Raw genomic sequence first — 15,435 nt, forward strand, 5'->3', positions numbered from 1 at the left:
AGCAGCCCGGTCAGCCGGACTCGCTCACCGTCGTTCCAGCTTGGTACGAGACGGAGGCAGTCGCCATGGAGCCAGTCGTCACCGTGGGCCTCGACGGCTCACCCGAGAGCCTTGCCGCCGCCCATTGGGCCGCCGACGAAGCCGAGCGGCGCAAGCTCACGCTGCGCCTGCTGCACGCGTGGCCTCTGCTGGTGCCGGAACCGACCCGCATCCCCGCCGAGATGGACCAGAACTACTGGGCGAAGCGGATCGTGCACAACGCGCGGGCGGAGCTCCAGGCGCGCCACCCGGGCCTCTCCATTGTCGGCAACCTGGTCGCCGACGACGCCCAGGACGCACTGCTCCAAGCGGCATCGGAGTCCGAGATGATCGTGCTCGGTTCGCGGGGGCTGGAGCCCGTCGAGAGCTACTTCCTGGGCGACATCAGCATGCCCGTTGTGGCACGGGCCGAGCGACCGGTGGTCCTGGTACGTGCCGAAACGCGCGAAGAAGGGCCGCCGCCCACCCCAGGTACGGCGGGCGGCGTAGTGGTGGCTCTGAAACTGCACGGCCCATGCGACGACCTGCTCGAATTCTCCTTCGCCACCGCCGCAGCGCGGGGCATGCCTCTTCGGGCCGTGCATGGCCGAAGCGTGCCGATCCATGCACATGTTCCCTGGGGCGTGGATCACGACGTGACCGAAGAGATCACGCAGGACGCGCAAAATCAGTTGAGCCAGGCTCTCCGTCCCTGGCGCGAGAAGTTTCCGCGCGTGGAGGTGGCTGACAGCGTCGGTCTCGAAAGCCCCGCCAAGGCCGTGGTACGGGCCGCCAAGGGCGCCGGGCTGCTGGTGGTCGGCCGACGCAAGCACCGTCCCGCCCTGGCGCCACGTCTGGGTTCCGTGGCCACCGCCGCCATCCATCACGCGCGCTGCCCTGTCGCCGTCGTCCCCCATGACTGAGCCGAGCCACCGCAGCGAGCCGATGGTGTCGATACATCAGGCCGACGCGTCTGGGCTCCGGTCAGGCATCGGCTTCGACGGGCCGCCGCTCCCGCGAGCAGAGGTGTGCGAGACCCATACGGCGGTCGTGTTCTTCGTCGGCGACCGTGCGTACAAGCTCAAGAAGCCGGTGGACCTGGAGTTCCTGGACTACTCCACCGTGGCGGCCCGGCGTACGGCGTGTGAGCGGGAACTGGCTCTCAACCGTCGCTTCGCCCCCGACGTCTACTTGGGCCTGGGAGAATTTCGCGGCCCGGGCGCGGACATCCCAGAGCTCCTCGTCGTGATGCGCCGCATGCCGGCGGAGCGCCGCCTGGCCCGGCTGATAAGTGAGGGCGTCGTCGTGGACGATGCCCTGCGGTCCGTGGCCCGGCAGCTCGCCACCCGTCACGCGGATGCGCCCCGCAGCCGGGAGGTGGACGAGCAGGGCACTCGGGACGCGCTGTCGTCGCGCTGGGAAGCCAGCTTCGCGCAGGTCCACGCGCTGGCCGACGACGCACACCCGTCCGACGAGGTGGAGGAGGTCGAGCGGCTGGTGCGCCGCTACCTCGCGGGGCGCAAGCAACTGTTCGACACGCGCATCGGGCAGGGGCGGATCGTCGACGGCCACGGCGATCTGCTCGCAGAGGACATTTTCTGCCTCGACGACGGCCCCCGCCTCCTGGACTGCCTGGAGTTCGACGACCACCTGCGCTACGTCGACGGCCTCGACGACGCCGCCTTCCTCGCCATGGACCTGGAGCAGCTGGGAGCCCCGGAGGCCGCGGGCTTCTTCCTTGCCCAGTACAGCGAGTACTCCGGTGACCCGGCGCCGCCGTCCCTGCGGCATCACTATGTCGCCTACCGCGCGTTCGTCCGTGCCAAGGTCTCCCTCATCCAGGCCCGGCAGGGCGCGCCCGGCGCGGAGGCCGCGTCACGACGACTGGTCCTGACAGCGCTGCGTCACCTGCGGACCTCCGCTGTCGGCCTCACGCTCGTCGGCGGGCTGCCGGGCAGCGGGAAGTCCACACTCTCCGGCGCGCTGGCCGATCGCCTCGGCGTCACGCTGCTCAGCAGCGACCGCCTCCGCAAGGAGCTGGCGGGCATCCCGGCGGAACAGTCCGCGGCGACCGGCTACGGCGAGGGCCTGTACACACCCGAGTGGACCGCCAAGACCTACGCGGCCCTGCTCGACCGCGCATCCGCCCTGTTGTCCACGGGAGAGTCCGTCGTCCTGGACGCCACCTGGTCCGATGCGGAACAGCGCGAAGCTGCCCTGCGCATGGCCGAACGCGTCAGCGCCGACCTGGTGGCCCTGCACTGCCAGGTTCCGGGCGAGGTGTCGGCGGCCCGCCTGCGTACGCGCGCCCCCGGAGCATCCGACGCAGGGCTGGATGTGGCCACCGCCATGGCAGGCAAGGAGTCGCCATGGACGGAGGCGGTCACGGTCGACACCAGCGGTCCTTTGGAGGCCGCCGTCGTCCAGGCGCTGGCAGCCGTACGCCCTTACGGCACCGGCCAGGCCCCAGTCTTCCGCCGCCCCTACATGGAACCGGACTGAGCCGAGCCGCGACGACGCAGCGGGCGGCCCCGCCTCGCCAGGGCCGCTTCGCCCGGCGGACCGTGCCGAGACATCCGGGGTGCGATGGTTTCCGCTGGGCCGGATCGCCGGAATACGCGTCGGGCTCCACTGGAGTGTGCTGGTCATCGTCGTCCTCGTCGCGCTGACTCTCGCACGAGGGCGGTTTCCCTCTGCGCACGCGGGCGAATCGGCCTGGGTCTACTGGGGACTCGGGATCGTCACGGCGGTCGTCTTCCTTGTGTCGCTGCTGGCACATGAGCTCGCACATGCCGTTGTCGCGCGTCGCACCGGTGTCGAGGTCGAAGGCATCACGCTGTGGATGCTGGGCGGAGTCGCACGGCTGCGCGGCGAGGCGAAGGACCCGGGTGCGGAACTGCGTATCGCCGGCGTGGGACCACTGGTCAGTGCTGCGGCAGGGGCGCTGTTCACAGGAGTCGCGGTCTGGCTGGAGATCCTGGCCGTGCCCGGGCTCGTCGTCGAGGCCATCGCCTGGCTGGCTGCCATCAATTTCGTGCTGGCAGTGTTCAACGCTGTTCCCGCGGCACCGCTGGACGGCGGTCGAGTGCTGCGCGCGTTCCTGTGGTGGCGCAGCGGCGATCGGGTGCGGGCAGCGCTCAGCGCCGCGAACGCAGGGCGGGCGCTGGGCTGGTTCATGCTGTTCGCGGGCTTTGCGTCGGTCCTGGTCACTGGGGAACTCGGTGGGCTGTGGTCGGCTCTCATCGGCTGGTTCCTGATCGCCGCCGCGACGGCGGAGGGGCGGGAGGCACAGCTGCGGGGCGCGCTGGCCGGGGTGGCGGTGCGCCAGGTGATGACACCCGCCCCGGTCACAGTCGCTGCCACCGACACGGTCGAACAGCTCCTCAGCACGATGCCGTTCGGCCTGACTCGCCATTCGGCGTTCCCAGTGGTGTCGCACGACGGCAAGCCGGTCGGTCTGATGACAGTCGCCAGGGTCAGCAGCGTGCCTGTGGGGGCACGATCCGCCACCCTCGTGGGAGGCGTCATGTGCCCATTGACCGATGTGGCGACGGCGGAGCCCGGTGAGGCCGTCATTGACCTTCTGCCGCGCCTCGAGTCGAGTGCCGAGCGGCGCGCCCTGGTGCTGGACGACGGACATCTCGTCGGCATCGTCGCTCTGTCGGACATCACTCGCGCGGTCTCGTGGCTGGCGACAGCGAAACGTTCGGGGCCAGTCACAACTGATAAGCAAGGGAGGCACGGTGATGGATGACCAAGCCAGAGCCGGCGGCGGTGCGGCTCTGCGTTCCGGGGCGGCAGCACCCCAGGGACGTATCGATGTCACGCACGTGTCCGGCCAGTCGTACGCAGTGTTTGTGCGCGATCACGAACTGACCGTCGACCAGCCGGTCGACGCGGGAGGCTCCGACGAAGGGCCCACCCCCGTGGAGCTGTTCGTCTCCTCGCTCGCTTCGTGTGTCGCTTACTACGCAGGACGTTTTCTGGAGCGCCATCACCTGCCGTACGAGAGCCTGCGGGTGCGGGCGGAGTTCGACATGGCCGACGACCGCCCGGCGCGGGTTTCGGCCGTGCGCATGAGGATCGAACTGCCCGAAGAGATCGGCACGGTGCGGCGCAGGAGCCTGCTTGCTGTTGTCGATCACTGCACGGTGCACAACTCGCTGCGCGTCCCTCCCGAGATCAGCGTTGGTGTCGGATGATGCCGGCCGGACAACTGTCCAGGGTGGGGCGAACGATCCCCCTGGCCTCACCGCCGTACTCGACAGGACAGGACCAGGAACCGGCATGAAGCAATCGACGTACGAGTGCCTGGTCGTGGGCGTGGACGGCTCTGACGCGTCGCTCACCGCGCTGCGCTGGTCGGCCACCCAGGCCAGGTTGTTGCGGACTCACGTGGTTGCCGTGCACGTCTGGCTGCCGACGGGCACATATCGCGCACCTTACGCGTCTCCCGCCGAGCTGCCCTCGCCGGAGCAGGATCGCCGGCGTGCAGCTTAGACGCTCCACGGCACGTGTCCCGCCTTCTCGAACTGGACCCGGACGCACAGGTATGCACCCTGCTGGACCAGGGGTCGCCCGTCCCGGTACTGCTGCGCCACGTTGCCCTTCGAAGTGGCGGCCCTGACGAGTACTACGGGCCGTTCGGTGGCACTGATCGTTGCCATGGTGACGGAACCGATGAGGGAGCCCGGCACACCCGTCAGCCGGCGCGAACCGATCACCAGCATTTCCGCCTTCGGAGCTTCGGCGGGCACAGGGAGGCCGCGGGCCGCCCGGACAGTCGGCTCGTGGTGATCTCCAGGCCTGGATGGCACTTTGGGAGTTCGTCGGAGGTGCGGCTCAGGAGGGTGTCGGCCCATCGGCGCTGTTCATCCGGGCTGACCAGGCGGACCACGGCCGTCGTGGGCCAGTCGTCCGCATGGACGAGGTGCAGGCGGTCTCGGCGCAACGCGGCCTCACATGCCGCCCAATGGGCCGCGGCGATACTTTGCGGCGAGCCGTCCAGGCCCGCGGTGACGGTTCCAGTCATGGTCGGGACCTCCTTCGGCCGGCCCGCACGGACCCGAACAGGCCCGCGTTGCCCACCCGATCGGTCCCTGCCAAGCGGGCTGCGGCCTGCGGGTCATGGCTTGGCGGGTGGACCGGAGGCGTGCAGCGTGGCGAGGCGCCGACGGTACTCCTCCTCGTCGATCTCGCCACGGGCGAACCGCTCGGCAAGCACCTGCTCCGGTGACGGCACGTTCGGGCCGTGGGTGTGCTCGGGAGTCTGGCCCAGGGCGCGGAAGAGCAGAACGGCAACGGTGATGATCAGCACCCAGAACAGGATCATGCCGGCCGACATCGCGAACCAGCCCCAGCCGCTGACGCCGTGGTCGAACCAGAACATCATCGTGATCACCTCCCCGGTCGCCCGGACTGCGGGTGCGGACCCGCTGTCCGGTTTGGCTCATGCGTCACTGCCATCGTCGCCGGACATTGGCCGGTGGGTGCAGAGTCCACTGGTCCCGGGCTGTTGGGCCGGTCAGCCCCTACCGGGGGCGGATAACGCGACGGGGCGACGGCGTGGTGAGGGCCGGTCGTCAACCGAGCGTCGCTCCCAGAACCAGGAAGACCGCGACCGCGGCCAACAGGATGCCCATCAGGGGTGCCATGAACCGCAGGTAGCGGTCATAGCGGACCTTGGCGAGGGCCAGGCCGCCCATCACGACCGCAGAGGTCGGAGTGATCAGATTGACCCAGCCGGAGGCCGATTGGTAGGCGGTGACCACCAAGGCGCGGCTGACGCCGGCGAAGTCGGCGAGCGGGGCGAGGATGGGCATCGCCAGCGCCGCGTGGCCGGACGAGGAGGGCACGAGGAAGGCCAACGGTATGTTCACCAGGAACATCAGCACCGTGAAGATCCCCGAGGACGTTCCCGAGACGGCATTGTTGAGGCTGTCGAGGATGGTGTCGGTGACGCTGGCATTGTTCATGATCACGGTGACACCGCGGGCCAGCATGATGATGAGTGCTGCTCCGATGAAGTCTCCGGCGCCCGCGACGATCGCGTCTGCTGTTCCCTTCTCGCCCAGCCCGGCGATGAGGCCCACCACGACGGCTGCCACGATGAACAGGGCCGCCAGTTCGGGGAAGTACCAGCCAAGGGTCGGCAGGAACGTGACGTTCAGGTCCGCCCAGGGAATTACGGCGAAGATCATGAAAAGGAAGGTCGCCGCAAACACCGTCAGCACGATCCGCTGACGCAGTGTCAGTGGTGTGGTGGAGGAGCCCTGGGACCTGAGTTCGTCGTCCTCGGGCATCGGGGCGACAAGGGAGCGGGAGGGGTCCTTGTGCACGCGGTTGGCATAGCGCACCAGATAGGCCGCGGCCAGTGCTGTCAGGACGGCCCACATCAGCAGCCGCAGCACGATGCCGTCGCCAGTGCCGATGCCGGCGCTGTCGGAGGCCACGCCAGTGGCGAACGGGTTCACGGTGGAGGCGAGCGTGCCCACTCCGGCACCGACCATGATCACACTCGCGCCGGTCATCCTGTCGTAGCCGAGTTTGAGCATGAGCGGGATCATCAGCGCGTAGAAGCCCAGCGTTTCCTCGGCCATGCCGTAGGTGGTGCCGCCGAGCGAGAACAGTGCCAGGAGCACGACGAGCAGGAGTGTCCTGTGCCCCTTGAGGCGTTCGGCGAGGTGTGCCACGCCGGAGGTGAGGGCGCCGGTGCGCAGGGTTACGGTGATGAAGGCGCCGACGGCCAGGACGAACAGGAACACTCCCGCAGCTCCGAAGAAATCGCCGCTGCCTCCCGGCGCGGTGAGTCCGGACTGCGTGTCGGTGACCCCGTAGAGGCCGTTGACGGGGGCGAGGAAAAGGTCCTTGAGCCGACTCCAGAACCCCGTGGCCAGCTCCACGGAGTGGTATGTGCCCGGTATCGGGCTGCCGTCCTTGGTGTCGTAGCGGCCGGCGGGGATGACGAAGGTCAGTGCCCAGACCACGAGGGTGACGGCCACCAGGACGGTGAAGGCCGATGGAAAGCGCAGCTTTCTCCTTCGCGCCTGTGGGGCCGGGGCCGGGGTTGCTGAGGTGGCTGGTGTTGTGGTCATGTCTGGTTCCCTGGTGCGTCGTTGGTGTTCTGGGGGTAGCGGCCGTTGGGCGTGACGACGGTGCCTGCTGAGCCGTCGAGGATGACCTGTGCGTCGTGGAGAGATCCGATGGCTGCCATCCCGCCGGTGAGTTCCACGAAACGGCAGGCCGCCTCGGCCTTTGGCCCCATGGATCCGGCCGCGAACGGTTCCGCGCGCAGCCCCGCCGGCGTGGTGCGACCGATGGGTTCCGCGTCCGGTGTGCCGTAGCGGCGCATGGCCTGAGGGACATCCGTGAGCAGCAACAGCGCGTCGGCATCGAGTGCTTCGGCGAGCAGGGCGGCGGTGAGGTCCTTGTCGACGACCGCTTCCACACCCGTGAGCTGTCCGTGCTCGTCCCGGATCACGGGGACACCGCCGCCGCCTGCGCAGACGGCAACGGCGCCGGAGGTGAGCAAGAGACGGATCAGCCTGGTTTCCACGACGCGCTGCGGATCGGGCGACGGCACGACCCGGCGCCAGTGCGGTCCGTCGGCCTTGACGGTCCAGCCGCGCTCGGCGGCGAGACGCTCGGCTTCTTCGCGTTCGTAGACTGGGCCCACGAACTTGGCGGGGTTGGCGAAGGCGGGGTCCGCGGCAGAGACGAGGGTCTGGTTGAGCAGGACGCAGACCTGGCGTCCGGGCAGAGCGTTCTGCAGGGACTGCAGCAGCCAGTAGCCGATCATTCCCTGTGTCTCGGCGCCCAGAACGTCGAAGGGGTAAGGGCTGGTGAGGGACCTGTCGGCGGCGCTCTGGAGGGCGAGCAGGCCGACCTGTGGGCCGTTCCCGTGAGTGATCACCAGTTCGTGCCGGTGGGCGAGAGGGGCCAGGGCGGCCACGGCCGCTTGGATGTTGGTGTGTTGGACGGCGGCGTCCGGCCGGTCTCCCCTGCGGAGCAGGGCATTGCCGCCGAGTGCGATGACGACGCGCATGACTTCTCCTGTGTGTGCGGTTGCGAAAGGGCGGCCTCGCGTCAGTCGCCGAGGGTGGCGACGAGAAGGGCCTTGATGGTGTGCATCCGGTTCTCGGCCTGGTCGAAGACGATGGAGTGGGCCGACTCGAAGACCTCGTCGGTGACTTCGAGGGCACTCATGCCGGTGCGGGACAGGATGTCCGCGCCCACGGTGGTCCCGCTGTCGTGGAAGGCCGGGAGGCAGTGCATGAACTTCACCCGCGGATTGCCCGTTGCCTTGAGCACGTGCGAGGTGACCTGGTACGGCTTGAGCAGGGCGATGCGCTCGTCCCACATCTCCTTCGGCTCTCCCATGGAGACCCAGACATCGGTGTAGAGGAAGTCCACGCCGGCCACACCTTCGGCGAGGTCCTCGGTGAGGGTGATCCGTGCGCCGGTGGACTCGGCGATCCGCCGGGCCTCCTTGACCACCTCAGGGGCGTTGCGCAGGCTCGCGGGCCCGACCATGCGCACATCCATGCCGAGCATCGCGGCGGTTATCAGCAGCGAGTTGCCCACGTTGTTACGAGCATCGCCGAGGTAGGCGAAGGAGATCTCGTGCAGGGGCTTGTCCGTGTGCTCCCACATGGTCAGAACATCGGCGAGCGACTGGGTGGGGTGCCACTCGTCGGTCAGGCCGTTCCACACCGGGACGCCCGAGTATTCGGCCAGTTCCTCGACGTTGCTCTGGCTGCTGCCCCGGTATTCGATGCCGTCGAAGAGACAGCCAAGGACGCGGGCGGTGTCCTTGATGGACTCCTTGTGGCCGATCTGGGAGCCCGAGGGTTCCAAGTATGTGACGTGGGCGCCCTGTTGGCGAGCGGCCACTTCGAAGGCGCAGCGGGTACGGGTGGACGTCTTCTCGAAGATCAGGGCGATGTTCTTGCCCTGCAGGCGCTGCTGCTCGGTGCCCGCACACCGTGCGGCCTTGAGCTGGGTGGACAGGTCCAGAAGGTAGTGGAACTCGGCCGGAGTGAGATCGAGTTCTTTCAGCAGTGAGCGGTGACGCAGGTTGACGGGCATGGCGGGCTCTCCTTTGAGCACGTGGTGAAGGGGCGGGAGTCCGGATCGGCAGGAGCGCGGGCGGTCGGTCTCAGACGGCGTCGCGTTCTACGGGGCAGCTCATGCAGCGTGGCCCGCCGCGGCCCCGGCCCAGTTCGCTGCCCCGGATGGTGATGACCTCGATGCCGTTGCGGCGCAGGTAGGTGTTGGTGGTGACGTTGCGCTCGTAGGCAAGGACGACGCCGGGTTCGACGGCCAGGACGTTGCAGCCGTCGTCCCACTGCTCGCGCTCGGCGGAGTGCACGTCTTGGGTGGGCGTGAGCACGGTGATGGCATCCAGGTCCAGAGCGTCGGCGATCGCGTGATGCATGTACTCCGGCGCGTGGTCGGTGATCCTCAGGCTCGCGCCGTCGGGACCGGGTTCGATGGTGCAGGACGGCAGCATGCCCAGCCCCGCGTACTTGGTGAAGGTGTCACCGCTGACCATGGTCATCACGGTGTCGAGGTGCATGAAGCTGCGGGACTTGGGCAGGTCGACCGCCACGACGCGGCGGGCCGAACCGGCGGCGAACATCCGCAGGGCGAGTGCTTCGACGGCCTGGGGAGTGGTGCGCTCGCTCATGCCGACCAGGACCGCGCCGTTGCCGATGACCAGGACGTCACCGCCCTCGATGGTGGACGGGTACGCCGACTGCCCGTCGGCCCAACGACGGAACTCCTGGTTCTCGAACAGGGGATGGTGCCGATAGATGGCCTCGAAGTGGACGGTCTCCCGGCGCCGCGCCCGCTTCTTCATTGGGTTCACGCTCACCCCGTCGTAGATCCAGCACGAGGTGTCGCGGGTGAACAGGTGGTTGGGCAGGGGTGCGAGGACGAAGTCGTGGGGCGCCATGGCGTGCAGGCGCACACTGGGGACGGCGCCGAGGCGGGTCAGCAGTTCGCGCTGGGTGATGCCGCCCACGAGGTAGGCGGTCAGCTCGGCCGGTTCGAGGGAGTCGAAGAAGGCTCGTATGCGGTCGGTGGCTAGTGGGCCGTATTCCCGATCGTCGAAGACCCGGTCGTGGATGAGCGTCCGGGCGGCGGGGTGTGCGAGCGTCTCGGTGAGCAGGTCGGAGAAGAGGTGCACGCCCACGCCGCGGTCGCGCAGGGCGTCGGCGAAGGCGTCGTGCTCCTCCCTCGCCCGCTTGACCCACAGCACGTCGTCGAAGAGCAACGCGTCCTTGTTCGTGGGCGTCAGGCGCTTCAGCTCCAGGTCGGGCCGGTGCAGGATCACCTGCTTGAGCCGCCCGGTCTCGGAATCGACGCGAAAGGACATGGGGACTCCTGGGAAGGGGAAACGAAGGACGTGGTCGATCTCCGAAGCCGGGGCGCACGGCCGCTGCGTCCTCACCGGCTGTCCTCGCCGGCGGCTGATGGTGCGTCGGGGAGATCACCTGAACCCTGCCACCCGCCCACCCCAAGACCGGGCTGCGAAGGTCCCCTTCCGCCGGCCGCCCGGTACCTGGAGGCCGTGGCCTGATCGGGGCGTTGGAGGGGCCCGTTCGGCCCTGGCATACGCCTCGCCGCACCGGGCAACGAGCGGTGGCGCGTGCGTCGTCGCCCTCGTCGGCCCACGACGAGGGCTGAACGGCGGCTCACGCGGACAACAAGGCCGCCCTGACGGTCCGTTGCGGATCGATGAGCTCGACGCGCGGGGCCAGTCGGCCCAGGCAGGCCGGGCGGTGCGCGCGGCAGCCTTGGGTCGATCAAGGAGGATCTCTGATGAACCGACACAAGACCAGCCCGGCCGTCGACGTCCAGGTGGCGACCCGCGGCGAGGTGCCCCGGGGGATCGGCCCGCTACGCCCGGGAGAAGACGCTTGCCGCGCTTGAGCATGTGAGCGAACCGATCCTGGGCGTCCGGTGGGGTCGTTCGGCCCATGCCGCCAGCCGGCCGCCCTATTCAGCGGGGGTGCCCGGTCGGCCGTAGTAGGCCGTGCGCATGATCTGTTGCATGTCGTCGAGGACGGGCATGCGGGGGTTGGCAGGGGCGCACTGGTCCTCGTAGGCGTTCAGGGCTTGGTGGGGCAGGGCGTCCAGGAAGGTCTGTTCGTCGACGCCGAGGGTCTGGAAGGACGGCTCGATGCCGACGGCGTCGCGAAGGTGTTCCACGGCGGTGGCGAGGGATTCGACGCCTTCGGCCGGGGAGCCGGCGGGAAGTCCAAGGGTGCGGGCGATGTCCTGGAAGCGTTCCGGGGCGCGGTACTGCTCGTACTTGGGCCAGCCCGTGAGCTTGGCCGGGACGGTGCCGTTGTAGCGGATGACGTGCGGCAGGAGGACGGCATTGGTACGGCCGTGGGCCACGTGGAACGTGGCGCCGAGGGTGTGGGACATGGCGTGCACGATGCCGAGGAAGGCGTTGCCGAAGGCCATGCCGGCGATGGTGCCCGCGTTGTGCATCTTCTCCCGCGCGTCGGGCCGGTCGGCCCGGTCGTTCACGGCCGCTTCGAGGTTGTCGAAGATGAGCCCGATGGCGTGCAGGGCGGGGCCGTCGGTGAAGTCGTTGGCGTAGACCGACACGTACGCCTCGATGGCGTGGGTGAGGGCGTCGAAGCCGCTGTCGGCGGCCAACGCCGGGGGCAGGTCGGCGGTGAGCAGCGGGTCGATGATGGCCACGCTGGGGGTCAGCGCATAGTCGGCCAGCGGATACTTCTTGCCGGTCGCGGGGTCGGAGATGACGGCGAACGGGGTGACTTCGGCGCCGGTGCCGGAGGTGGTGGGGATGCACACCAGGCGGGCACGCTCGCCGAGGACGGGGAAGCGGAAGGCCCGCTTGCGGATGTCGGAGAACTTCTGCCTCATGTCGGCGAAGTCGATGTCCGGCTGCTCGTACAGCAGCCACATCACCTTGGCCGCGTCCATGGGTGAGCCGCCGCCGAGAGCGATGATGGTGTCCGGGCGGAATTCGCGCATTAGGCGGGCGCCGCGCTGTACGGAGTCGATGCTCGGCTCGGGCTCGACGTTGTCGATGACCTGCACGGTCACCGGTTCGCGGCGGCGCTGCAACACACGGCTGACGCGGTCGACGAAGCCGAGGCGGGTCATGGTCGCGTCGGTGACCACGGTGACCCGGTGCACGTCCGGCATGGACGCCAGATAGCGGATGGCCTGCGGCTCGAAGTAGATCTTCGGCGGGACCTTGAACCACTGCAGGTTGTTGTGGCGGGTGCTGACGCGCTTGATGTTCAGCAGGTTCGCGGCGGAGACGTTGTTGGAGACCGAGGTGCTGCCCCAGGAACCGCAGCCGAGGGTCAGCGACGGCAGCAGGCTGTTGTAGATGCCGCCTATGGCGCCTTGGGAGGAAGGGGCGTTGACGATGATCCGTACCGTCTTCATGCGCCGGCCGTACTCCTCGGCGAGCGCGGGGTCCGCGGTGTGGATCACTGCGCTGTGCCCCTGCCCGTGGAAGGAGACCATGTCGGCGGCCAGGTCGAAGCCCTGCTGCTGTGAGCCGGCGCGCAGCACGGTGAGCACCGGGCAGAGCTTCTCGCGGGTCAGCGGCTCCTCCGGGCCGACCCGGTCGGCCTCGACGAGAATGATCGAGGTGTCGACGGGCACGGTGAAGCCCGCCTGCTCGGCGATCCACGCCGGGCTCTGGCCGACGGCCGCGGGGTTGACCTTGGGCTCGCAGCCGCTGCCCGTCGCACCGGTGGGGAAGAGGTACGCCTCCAGCTTCGCCTTATCCTCGGCGCCGGCCAGGTGGGCGTGCAGGGTGCGGAACTCGGCCAGGGCCGCGTCGTAGATCTCGGTGTCCAGGATGACCGCCTGCTCGGAGGCGCAGATCATGCCGTTGTCGAACGACTTGGACAGGACGAGGTCGTTGATGGCCCGGCGCAGCTTGGCGCTTTTGTGGACGTAGGCGGGGACATTGCCCGCACCGACGCCGAGTGCCGGCTTCCCGGCCGAATAGGCGGCCTTGACCATGGCGTTGCCGCCGGTCGCAAGGATCAGAGAGACGCCCGGGTGGTGCATCAGGACGTTGGTCGCATCGATGGACGGAGCCTCGATCCACTGCACACAGTGCTCCGGCGCGCCTGCGGCGATGGCCGCGTCCCGTATGACGCGGGCTGCCTGCGTGCTGCAGCGCTGGGCGGAGGGGTGGAAGGCGAAGACGACCGGGTTGCGGGTCTTCAGCGCCATGAGCGCCTTGAAGATCGTCGTTGAGGTCGGGTTGGTGACCGGGGTGACCGCGCAGAGCACGCCGACCGGTTCGGCCATCTCGATGATGCCGTCGATGTCGTCGCGTGCGACGACGCCGACGGTCTGCATCCGCGCCATGCTGTGGGTGACGTGTTCGCACGCGAACATGTTTTTGGCGGCCTTGTCCTCGAAGACGCCGCGGCCGGTTTCCTCGACCGCGATCCGAGCCAGTTCTGTGTGCCGGTCCAAGGCTGCGACCGATGCCTTCTTGACGATGTGGTCGACTTGCTCCTGGGTGAGGTCCTCGTAGTCGGCGAGCGCCTTGAGCCCGTGTGTGACCAACTGGTCGACAGCGATGGCAATGTCTGACGGCGCACTGCCGGGGGCAGCGGTCGGGATTCGATCGTCCTGTCGGGTCATGGGGATGTGCCTCCGTCGTTGCATGCCACGGCCTGAAGGCCGAAGGCGTCCGGGTGGGAGCGGCACCGCGGGGGATCGGCACCGTTCCCGCCACCACCGTCTCTCGGACTCGGTCCGGCCACCCAGGTACCGATGGTCCCCGGTGAGCGGAGACCGGCCCCGGCGCGGCGCGGACAGCCAGGTCCGGTTGCGGACGGGCCCGGTGGCGCGACGCTTCGACGCTGCGCTCGGTCACATAACTCGCCCTGGAAAACTGGCGCTTGGCCCTTCGTCACCTGCTGTCGCTTGCCGCGGTCTCGGGGAGAGCGGCCCGTCCGGCCTCGAGGGGCGACCGGGACGCGGAACGGTGAGCAAGAGACGTGGTTGAGGAGGTCCTGCGCGGCGGGCAGATCGTGCGGCTCCCAGGTCCAGGCGTGTACCAGGCGCAGCGGCAGCGAGCGGAGCTGCGCGTCGCGGGCGCCCTGTCGGCGGCGGCCAGGCGGCCTTCCGGCCCTGCCCTGCATACGCTCGGCCGACTGCTGAACGCCTGGCATCGCGAGGGGCGTTGGATCGGCGGCGCGCACGGCTTCGGAATGCTGGGCCGAGTGTCCCTGGCCCGGCCCCGTACGGCCCATGCGCAACCCTGTCCCGCTGCCCGCAGTCTGGCAGCGCACACCGGAAGCCGATCGGGAGGACAGCGGACATGAGCGTGCGCGTAGGCATCAACGGTTTCGGCCGCATCGGGCGCAACTACCTGCGTTGCGTGCTGGAGCGCGCGGAGACCGGGACGGGCACGCCGATCGAGGTGGTGGCCGTCAACGACATCACATCGCCGGCGGCGCTGGCCCATCTGCTGGAGTACGACTCGACATACGGTCGGCTGCGCCGCACGGTCGAGCACGACGACACGTCCCTCACCGTGGACGGACAACGCATCGCGGTGACGGCCGAGCGCGATCCCGCTGCCCTGGCCTGGGGTGCACTCGGTGTGGACGTGGTCATCGAGTCGACGGGTCGCTTCCGCACCCGCGAGGACGCCGGACCGCACCTGGGAGCGGGCGCGCAGAAGGTGCTGTTGTCCGTCCCGGGGAAGGGCGTCGACGCCACCGTCGTCATGGGTGTCAACGAGGGTGCCTACGACCCGGAGCAGGACCACGTGGTCTCCAACGCCTCGTGCACGACCAACTGCGTGGCGCCGATGGCGAAAGTGCTGGACGAGCACTTCGGCATCGCCAAGGGTCTGATGACCACCATCCACGGCTACACCAACGACCAGGTGGTGCTGGACGGCCCGCACAAGGACCCGCGCCGGGGGCGCACCGCTGCCGTGAACATCATCCCGACCAGCACCGGAGCGGCCCGGGCGGCCGGCCTCGTACTGCCGGAGCTGGCGGGCAGGCTGGACGGTATCGCCGTACGCGTACCGGTCGAGGACGGCTCGCTGACCGATCTGACCGTGGTCCTTGACCGGCCCGTGACCGCGGACGAGGTCAACACCGCCTTCCGCGAGGCCGCCGACGGGCCGCTGAAGGGAATCCTGCGGGTGTCCGACGCCCCGATCGTGTCCCGCGATGTCGTCGGTGACCCGGCCTCCTGCGTCCTGGACGCCCCGCTGACCCAGGCGCACGGCGACCTGGTGAAGGTCTTCGGCTGGTACGACAACGAATGGGGCTACGCAAACCGGCTCCTCGACCTCACTGAGTACGTGGCAGCCCGGCTCCCGCAGAGGTGAAAGCAGCACCAGTGCGCGGCGAGTGGCAGCCGGCCCGGATA

12 protein-coding genes and 1 pseudogene are annotated in these 15,435 nt (G+C 69.0%); 6 read left to right on the forward strand and 7 right to left on the reverse strand.

Annotated elements, in window-relative coordinates; translation table 11 throughout:
- Window positions 1-65: 65 nt before the first annotated feature.
- From OOK40_RS22510 to OOK40_RS22530, 5 genes are all read left to right on the forward strand, one after another.
- Window positions 66-941, forward strand: coding sequence for a universal stress protein (locus OOK40_RS22510; protein ID WP_266484916.1), 876 nt, complete (start codon window positions 66-68; stop codon window positions 939-941).
- A gap of 103 nt (window positions 942-1,044) precedes the next feature.
- On the forward strand, window positions 1,045-2,520 hold the full coding sequence (locus tag OOK40_RS22515) for a bifunctional aminoglycoside phosphotransferase/ATP-binding protein (protein WP_266486515.1): 1,476 nt from the start codon (window positions 1,045-1,047) through the stop codon (window positions 2,518-2,520).
- Window positions 2,521-2,599: 79 nt separating this feature from the next.
- Entirely contained in the window at window positions 2,600-3,772 is a 1,173-nt protein-coding gene (locus OOK40_RS22520) for a site-2 protease family protein (RefSeq protein ID WP_266484918.1), read from the forward strand.
- Window positions 3,765-4,220 carry an OsmC family protein gene (locus OOK40_RS22525; RefSeq protein ID WP_266484920.1) on the forward strand — a complete coding sequence of 152 codons (456 nt, stop codon included), beginning with the start codon at window positions 3,765-3,767 and terminating at the stop codon, window positions 4,218-4,220. The genes OOK40_RS22520 and OOK40_RS22525 overlap by 8 nt, the downstream gene beginning before the upstream one ends.
- An 85-nt stretch (window positions 4,221-4,305) precedes the next feature.
- On the forward strand, window positions 4,306-4,518 hold the full coding sequence (locus OOK40_RS22530) for a universal stress protein (protein ID WP_266484924.1): 213 nt from the start codon (window positions 4,306-4,308) through the stop codon (window positions 4,516-4,518).
- Here OOK40_RS22530 and OOK40_RS35455 read toward each other — a convergent pair.
- From OOK40_RS35455 to adhE, 7 genes and pseudogenes are all read right to left on the reverse strand, one after another.
- Window positions 4,515-5,050: pseudogene (locus OOK40_RS35455) on the reverse strand (universal stress protein). The gene OOK40_RS22530 and the pseudogene OOK40_RS35455 sit on opposite strands and share 4 nt — an antisense overlap.
- A 93-nt stretch (window positions 5,051-5,143) precedes the next feature.
- The gene (locus OOK40_RS22545; RefSeq protein WP_266484932.1) at window positions 5,144-5,410 is read right to left on the reverse strand and encodes an SHOCT domain-containing protein; all 267 of its coding nucleotides are present in this window, start codon (window positions 5,408-5,410) and stop codon (window positions 5,144-5,146) included.
- Between the two features lie 190 nt (window positions 5,411-5,600).
- Window positions 5,601-7,112: a YfcC family protein gene (locus OOK40_RS22550; RefSeq protein WP_266484935.1), complete on the reverse strand. Its 1,512-nt coding sequence runs from the start codon at window positions 7,110-7,112 to the stop codon at window positions 5,601-5,603.
- On the reverse strand, window positions 7,109-8,062 hold the full coding sequence (arcC, locus tag OOK40_RS22555) for a carbamate kinase (protein ID WP_266484937.1): 954 nt from the start codon (window positions 8,060-8,062) through the stop codon (window positions 7,109-7,111). The genes OOK40_RS22550 and arcC overlap by 4 nt, the downstream gene beginning before the upstream one ends.
- Before the next feature lie 41 nt (window positions 8,063-8,103).
- Window positions 8,104-9,105, reverse strand: coding sequence for an ornithine carbamoyltransferase (argF, locus tag OOK40_RS22560; protein ID WP_266484939.1), 1,002 nt, complete (start codon window positions 9,103-9,105; stop codon window positions 8,104-8,106).
- A 70-nt stretch (window positions 9,106-9,175) separates the two neighbouring features.
- Complete coding sequence (locus OOK40_RS22565) at window positions 9,176-10,399, reverse strand: arginine deiminase (RefSeq protein ID WP_266484943.1); 1,224 nt, start codon at window positions 10,397-10,399, stop codon at window positions 9,176-9,178.
- Window positions 10,400-11,022: 623 nt separating this feature from the next.
- The gene (gene adhE, locus OOK40_RS22570; protein WP_266484947.1) at window positions 11,023-13,683 is read right to left on the reverse strand and encodes a bifunctional acetaldehyde-CoA/alcohol dehydrogenase; all 2,661 of its coding nucleotides are present in this window, start codon (window positions 13,681-13,683) and stop codon (window positions 11,023-11,025) included.
- Between the two features lie 682 nt (window positions 13,684-14,365).
- Between adhE and gap the strand changes: the two genes are divergently transcribed.
- On the forward strand, window positions 14,366-15,394 hold the full coding sequence (gene gap, locus OOK40_RS22575) for a type I glyceraldehyde-3-phosphate dehydrogenase (protein WP_266484950.1): 1,029 nt from the start codon (window positions 14,366-14,368) through the stop codon (window positions 15,392-15,394).
- Window positions 15,395-15,435: the final 41 nt, after the last annotated feature.

Source organism: Streptomyces sp. NBC_01481 (assembly GCF_026339995.1).
In the GTDB taxonomy this organism is placed as follows: domain Bacteria; phylum Actinomycetota; class Actinomycetes; order Streptomycetales; family Streptomycetaceae; genus Streptomyces.